We start from the raw sequence: 6,916 nt of genomic DNA, 5'->3' as shown, positions 1-6,916 counted from the left end.
TGCGCGCGCGGCGCGAGGTCGCGACTGGGGCCGGACCAGCCTGCAGGTGCTGGCGGTGGCGGCGTTCGGGTTCGCGGCCGTCGCCGGCGCCGCCTGGCTGGGCCGCCGCGAGATCGCGCGCGACGCCCTGGTCGGCTGGCTGGACCAGCGCGGCATCGAGGCCGAGGTGGGGATCGAGCGGCTCGACCTCGACGGCTTCACCGGCACGGTGCGGGCCGGATCGGCTGGCGATCCCGACTTCATGGCCCAGCGGGTCGAGGTCGACATGACCGTGGCCATGCCGTGGGACAAGGGCGGCTTCGGCGTGAAGCCGCGGCGGGTGCGCCTGGTCAAGCCGGTGGTGAAGGCCGAGCTGAAGGACGGCGAGCTGAAGTTCGGCTCGCTGGATCCGCTGGTGAAGGAGTTCCTGGCCAAGCCGCCCAAGCCCGAGGAGCACGGGCCGCTGGTGCTGGTCGAAGACGGCCAGCTGCGGCTGACCACGCCCTACGGCCGGCTGCGGGCCCGCGGCGACGCCACCATCGACGACGGCCAGCTGCTGCGGCTGGACGCGCGGCTGCCCGCGGCCAGGCTGGCCGGCAAGGGCCTCGCGGGCGACCTGCAGGGCGCCGAGCTGCACGCCACCAAGACCGGCGACCGCCTGCATGTGCGCGCCGACGCGGCGGTGGGGGAGTGGGTGTCCGACGCGCTCGACCTCGAGGACGCGCGCGTCGAGTTCGAGGGCGACTTCCCCTATCCGGACCTGAAGAAGCGCCGCGGCGACGGCACGGTGCGGATGAACCTGGCGGTGAAGGCCGACTCGGCCGGCGCCGGCGACACCCAGACGACCGGCGACGAGCTGAACCTGCGCTTCGACGGGCGGGTCACCGGCTGGCTGGAGAACTTCCGCCTGATCGGCCAGGCCGCCGCCGCCGGCCGGGTCGAGAGCTATTCGGCCGGGTCGTTCGACGGACGCGGCGGGCGTTTCGAGGCGACCGCCAGGGCGCTGGAGCTGACTCGGACCAAGGACGGCCTGGACTGGCGGGCTCAAGGGGGCGTGACCCTGGCGACCGCCCAGGCGCGTCGGGACTCCACCTTCCTTGAGGGCGCGCGGCTGGACCTGACCGACGCGCGGTTCGCCGGGCGCGGCGCCAAGGGCCTGGAGGGCGTCTTCCGGGCGGATCTGAACGCCAAGCGGGTGGCGGACGGCGATCTGTCCCTGGGCGGGGTGACCGGCGCCCTGCGCGGCGACCTGCGCGCGGGCGAGGCCTTCCTGCTGACCCTGGACGGCGGCGTGTCGGCCGCCCACGGAGCCTGGACCGGGCTCGGCCCGGCGAAGACCGACGACGTGGCCGAGCTGGGCGCGCTGAAGCGGGCGCTCGGCGACTTCAGGCTTTCCGCGCCGGGCCTGTCGATCGAGACCGGCAGCCCGGGCACAAGCGTAGCCCTGACCGCGCCGGTGCGCCTGGTCGCGGCTTCCGGCGGACAGGCGGTGCTGACCCCGCGCCGCCAGCCGCTCTACGCCGCCCCGGCCGAGGGCGAGGGGCGCGGGGCCTTCGACCTGGCGCTGTCGGGCGGGGCCCTGCCCAACGCCGACGTCGCCGTGTCGGACTACCGGCTGCGCTTCGACGACGCGGGCCTGAACCTCTACGCGACGACCTCGGCCAAGGCCGGCTTCGATTTCGGCCCGGTGCAGGGCGGCGTGCTGCAGACGGCGGGACGGCTGGCCATGGCCGGCGGCGCCCTGACCTACACGCCCGACGGCTGCGCCAGCCTGTCGGCGGCGCGGCTGGAGCTGGGCGAGAACGACATGGTCGACGCCTACGGCGGCCTGTGTCCCGCCGGCGGGCCCCTGCTGCGCGTGGCCGGCGGGATGTGGTCGCTGAGCGGGCGGGTCCAGCAGGCCGGCGTCACCGGCCCGTTCCTGGAGATGCGCTACGAGAACGCCGCCGGCACCATCGAAGCGACCGGCGCGGGCGAGGACGTGCGCGCCGAGATCCGGCTGGACACCGTGGGCGTGGTCGACATCGCGCCGGTCCGCCGCTTCCACCCGGAGCGCGCGACCGGCCTGGTCACCCTGTCCGACGACGTCTGGCGCGGCCGGCTGGACGTGACCACGCCGCTGGGCGTGAAGCTGGGCGAGCTGTCCCTGGTCCACGACGCCGGCGCGGGCCGCGGCGAGATGCTGATCGACGTGAAGGACCTGAGCTTCACCCCCGACGGCCTGCAGCCCAGCGACGTCACCCCGCTGGTCGATCCGCTCAACAAGGCGACCGGCTCGGTCGACTTCTTCGGGGCCTTCCGCTGGACCCCGCAGACGACCTCCAGCGAGGGCCGGTTCACCACCCGCGGGCTCAGCTTCGAAAGCCCGGCCGGCACGGTCACCGAGCTGGAGGGCGACATCCGCCTGACCAGCCTGACCCCGCTGACCAGCGCGCCGGACCAGCGGATCACCATCCGCCGGATCGACTCCCTGGTCGCGCTCGACGACGCCACGGTCGACTTCCAGCTGCTCGGCGACATGCTGCAGATCGAGCGCGGCGACGTGGCGGCGGCCGGCGGCAAGGTGGTGCTGGAGAGCTTCAAGGTGCCCTTCGACCCGAACGCCGCCTGGGAAGGCGCGGTGGTGGTCGAGGGCGTGCGCCTGGGCGACATCGTCGAGCGCTCGGCCCTGGCCGAGGACGTCGACCTGGAGGCCAGGGTCAGCGGCCGGCTGCCGTTCGTGGTCGGCCCCAACGGCCTGAAGTTCATCCAGGGCGAGCTGCACGCCATCGAGCCCGGGCGGCTGTCGATCCGGCGCGAGGCCCTGACCGGGGTCAACGCGGCCGGCGGCGAGACGCCGGGCGCGCCGCCGAACATCGCCCAGGACTTCGCCTACCAGGCGCTGGAGCACCTGAACTTCGAGCAGCTGGACGCGCAGGTGAACAGCCTGCCGGGCGGCCGGCTGGGAATCCTGTTCCACATCAAGGGCGAGCACGCCCCGCCTGAGCGCAAGGAAATCACCCTGTCGCTCATGGACGTGCTGAAGAAGCGGTTCTTCGAGCGCGAGCTGCCGCTCCCGTCGGGGACCAAGATCGACTTGACCCTCGACACCAGCTTCAACTTCGACCAGCTTCTCGAAGACTTCCGTGAGTTCAACCAGGCGAAGAGCGGCATGGACGGGGCGCAAACGCTACGTTCAGGGCCGGTTCAGCCTTGACCGTGTCAGATCGGGCCGTGACAACGCGCTCGGGTCCCTCAGGAGGGCGGCAATGAACAAGAGAAGAGTCCTGGCCCTGATGGCCGCCGGCGCCGGCGCCGTTCTGGTCTCGGCGTGCGCGCCGACGATCCACGTCAAGGTCGATCCCATCACCATCTACGCCAAGCTCGACGCCGACGTCCGCATTCGTCTGGACGACGAGGTGAAGGCGTTGATCAAGCAAAACCCCGACCTGTTCTGATCCGAGGAGGAAAGGACATGAGCATGCGTACCTTCTTCGCGGGCCTGAGCGCCGCTTTGATCGGCCTGTTCGCCCTGGCCGGCGCCGCGACCGCGCAAATGCCGAACGCCAAGGCCCAGGTCGATGCGGCCAAGGCCCAGGGCATCGTCGGCGAGCAGTCGGACGGCTATCTCGGCTTCGTGTCCGGCGGCGGCGATCCGGCGCTCAAGGCGGCCGTGGCCCAGATCAACGCCGGCCGCGGCCAGGTCTACCGCGACGCCGCGGCCAAGACCGGAAATTCCGTGAGCCCGGAAGCCGCCGGCCAGTCGTCCTTCACCCAGCGCTTCCCCTCGATCCCCGCGGGCCAGTATTATCGGGACGCCAACGGAGCCTGGCAACGCAAGTAGGGCGCACCATGCGTAAGCCTGACGAGAAGCCCCGCGGCCCCGGCCCGGGGCTTTTTGTTCTTCTGGCCGGCTGCGCCGCCATCGTCGGCGTGTTCGGCTGGGGCCTGTGGCTGTCGCGCCGGATGGACGGCTTCAGCAGCATGACCATCCACGGCTGGATCGCGCTGGGCCTGGCGCTGGTGCTGGGCGGGGGCCTGACCGGCGGGCTGATGTGGCTGGCCTTCTATTCGGCCCGCAAGGGCTACGACGACGAGGCCGGCGACGGGCGCGAGGAGTAGCCCGGCCAGGTCACCTCGACATAGGCGGGATAACAGCCGTGGCCGGGGCCGTAGGCGGTGAGGGCTTCGACGGCGAGGGCCAGGAGCTCTTCCTTCGTGCGGGTGTCCCCTGAGCGAGCGCCTGGCTGGTGAAGCTGCCAGCGGATGTGCGGCAAGCCTGCCGGCGCCATGTAGTCCGGATGGCCCTCCCTGATGTGATCGGGATAGCCGGAGAAGCCGATCGGGCCGTCAGGGGTCTGCAACTGGAAGCTGGTGAGCTGCTCCTTGTCGAAGCCGGTGACCTTCAGCTCCAGCCCGCGGACGGGGTCATAGGTGCGTTGGCCGTCGGTGATGAAGCCGCCGACTATCGACTCCAGCACGCGGACGGGATCATGGGGGCGCTCGCCGTCGGTGACGAAAGCGGGCTCGGGCGCGGCGCTCGGCCGTTTGGGGCGCGCGCGCCGCCGCAGAAGGGCGACCAGGGCGGCGGGGACGAAGGCGGCGACCCAGACGAAGGCGCCGATCTGCGGGACGGCCTCACCGCTGACGGCTTCGTTCGCGCCCGGCAGCTCCATGGGCGCCAGCGCCGAGACCGCCAGCAGGCTGGAAATAAGCGTCAGCACCGGCCCGGGCGGTTTGCCCAGCAGCATGCGGATCGTCGTCCACGCCCACGGCAGGTTGGCCCACCAGGCGAACGTGCCGGCGAACACGCCTAGGGCGCCGAGGACCAGGACCTCCCGGCCGTCGTAATGCGCCGACGCATAGTCGAGATCGACGGAATAGACCGGCAGCGCAATCGCAACCACCCACAACCCGATCGCCGCCACCGCAGCCAGACGATATCCGGTGCTCGCTCGCATGTTCGCCGTCCCCCCGGCGATGCTAGTGCACCGCGGCGGGTCCAAGGAAGCCGGATCGGCCCGTCGGCCTCGGAACCTGGGCTTCGTCGCGCCAGACCTGGCCCCGGTCGCAGGGCGGATGCGCGCGCGCCCGCTCCCGCTAAGGCGGGCTCTCGTACCCGGAGAGCCTCCCCGATGCGCACCTTCAAGCTCAAGTCAGCCCGCCGTGGCCTGCTGGCCGGCGCGGCCGCCGCCGTTATGGCCGCCGTCGCGGGCGTGCCGACCCCGGCCCTGGCCTGGAAGCCCAAGACCCACGTCTACCTGGCCGAAGAGGCGCTGCGCGACGCCACCGACGACGGCAAGGTGACGATCTACGAGACCGACTACCGCACGGGCAGGATCATCGGCGTGCTGGGGACCTTCGAGGTCGACGCCAAGATCCTGGCCGCGCTGCGGGCCGCGCCGGCCCAGTTCCGCGCCGGCGTGCTGGGCCCCGACGCCTATCCCGACATCCTGACCGGCCAGCAGATCATCCACCCGGACGAGGCGGACTCGCTGGACGGCGGGGCCGGCGGCAGCAACGGCTGGCTGGCCCACCTGTGGGACCGCGGCTTCGTCAACAGCTCGAGCCCGCAGGTGCAGGCCTTCACCGTGGGGTACCTGACCCACGCGGCCGGCGACGTGTTCGCCCACACCTACGTCAATTACTACGCGGGCGGCGAGTTCATGCTGACCCCGGATCCGACCAACGCGGTCAAGCACCTGATCCTGGAAGGCTACATCGGCAAGCGCACGCCGCAGACCATCAGCTCGACCACCACCCGCGTGCGCAGCGGCGGGCCGCTGAACGGCCGCAAGCGCGACGACCTGGGCCTGGATCCGGTCGTCGGCAAGGACGAGGTCAAGTACCAGGACGTCAACAAGCCGGTCACCCAGGAGGACACCAGCATCGCCGGGGTGGAGCGCTTCATCTACGACGAGCTGACCTACGCCAAGCCGGGCAGCGTGCTGGAGGCGAAGCTGCTGAAGGGCGACGGCACGTCCCGCTCGATCCCCTACATCTTCTCGCGCCTGCGCAACGGCCTGCAGCAGCAGGTCGACACCTACGACCGCGAGCGCATGGCCCGGAGCGGCCCCGAGCGGGTGGCCTACGCCGCGCTGAACGGTCCGGCGGCGGAATACAAGCGCGCCTGGATCAAGGACATCGACGAGGGCCTGGCCGCCTTCCCGGCGGTCAGCCACGAGGTGGCCAAGGCCATCGTCTACAACGAGAGCGGCGGCGACATGGGCCGCGCCAAGGCGGCGCTGGGCCAGTACGTCGAGGACCACCTGGCCAAGATGGCCGGCGTGCCGGACGCCGTGGTCTCGGTGGCGGCCGTGATCGACGGCATCCTGCCCAAGTTCATCGCCGACGCCCTGCACGAGCTGATGAAGGCCCCGATCGACGTCTTGATGAAGGGCGCGACGGGCAAGACCGCCGACGAGTGGGAGGGCTATCTGACCCACCCGGAGACCAACTTCGACAAGGTGCTGAACGCCGGCGGCGGCGGCCACGACGGCGAGGTCGAGCACCGCACCGACCTGGCCAGCTTCAACCGCGACCAGCTGAAGATCGCCGACAGCGGCTTCAGCAATCCCAGCCTGAAGTGGAAGATCGAGGACCTGCCGCCGGCCTTCAACACGGTGCAGATGACCAAGCTGCTGATGCTCAGCGACGCGGGCCGCCAACAGCTGGACACCGCGCTCAAGGCCAAGGGCGGGTCGCTGGGGGCCGCGCCCGGCCGCAACCCGAACCTGATGCTGGGCTGGGTGCGCTCGCTGGACGCCGGCAACCAGTGGCAGGGCCTGCCCGGCAAACGCGCCGGCGCCTCGCCCAGGCCGGCCTTCAGCGCCGGCGACGCCATCGCCTTCCAGAAGCTGTTCCTGATCCAGCTGGGGGCCAAGGACATCCCCGGCGCCAAGGCCCCCGAGCACGGCGCCTCGCCCGCGCCGGCGCCCGCCCCCGCGCCGCCCCCGAC

6 protein-coding genes are annotated in these 6,916 nt (G+C 71.7%); 5 read left to right on the top strand and 1 reads right to left on the bottom strand.

Annotated features, from left to right (window positions below; genetic code table 11):
- The 4 genes from G3573_RS18770 to G3573_RS18755 form a co-directional block, all read left to right on the top strand.
- On the top strand, nt 1-3,175 hold a 3,175-nt coding region (locus G3573_RS18770; protein WP_163263212.1), incomplete at its 5' end, for a YdbH domain-containing protein.
- A 52-nt stretch (nt 3,176-3,227) separates the two neighbouring features.
- A complete protein-coding gene (locus G3573_RS18765; protein WP_163263211.1) occupies nt 3,228-3,416 on the top strand; it encodes a YnbE family lipoprotein in 189 nt (62 codons plus the stop codon).
- A 17-nt stretch (nt 3,417-3,433) separates the two neighbouring features.
- On the top strand, nt 3,434-3,802 hold the full coding sequence (locus tag G3573_RS18760) for a YdbL family protein (protein WP_163263210.1): 369 nt from the start codon (nt 3,434-3,436) through the stop codon (nt 3,800-3,802).
- Nucleotides 3,803-3,810: 8 nt separating this feature from the next.
- Entirely contained in the window at nt 3,811-4,080 is a 270-nt protein-coding gene (locus G3573_RS18755) for a hypothetical protein (protein WP_163263209.1), read from the top strand.
- Here G3573_RS18755 and G3573_RS18750 read toward each other — a convergent pair.
- The gene (locus G3573_RS18750; RefSeq protein ID WP_163263208.1) at nt 4,044-4,919 is read right to left on the bottom strand and encodes a hypothetical protein; all 876 of its coding nucleotides are present in this window, start codon (nt 4,917-4,919) and stop codon (nt 4,044-4,046) included. The genes G3573_RS18755 and G3573_RS18750 overlap by 37 nt on opposite strands.
- A 174-nt stretch (nt 4,920-5,093) precedes the next feature.
- On the opposite strand from G3573_RS18750, the gene G3573_RS18745 reads away from it, so the two are divergent.
- Nucleotides 5,094-6,916 (top strand): zinc dependent phospholipase C family protein (locus G3573_RS18745; protein WP_163263207.1); only part of this gene is annotated, 1,823 nt, incomplete at its 3' end.

Origin of the sequence: Caulobacter sp. 17J65-9 (genome assembly GCF_010975005.1) — a bacterium.
Classification (GTDB): domain Bacteria; phylum Pseudomonadota; class Alphaproteobacteria; order Caulobacterales; family Caulobacteraceae; genus 17J80-11.
The sequence above is the reverse complement of the archived record's forward strand: the minus strand, read 5'-3'. Positions and strand labels throughout refer to the sequence as shown.

Excerpts from the sequence above, each read along its gene's own strand:
- G3573_RS18765 (WP_163263211.1), top strand. The coding sequence starts at position 3,228 with ATGAACAAGAGAAGAGTCCTGGCCCTGATGGCCGCCGGCGCCGGCGCC.
- G3573_RS18760 (WP_163263210.1), top strand. The coding sequence starts at position 3,434 with ATGAGCATGCGTACCTTCTTCGCGGGCCTGAGCGCCGCTTTGATCGGC.
- G3573_RS18755 (WP_163263209.1), top strand. The coding sequence starts at position 3,811 with ATGCGTAAGCCTGACGAGAAGCCCCGCGGCCCCGGCCCGGGGCTTTTT.
- G3573_RS18750 (WP_163263208.1), bottom strand. The coding sequence starts at position 4,919 with ATGCGAGCGAGCACCGGATATCGTCTGGCTGCGGTGGCGGCGATCGGG.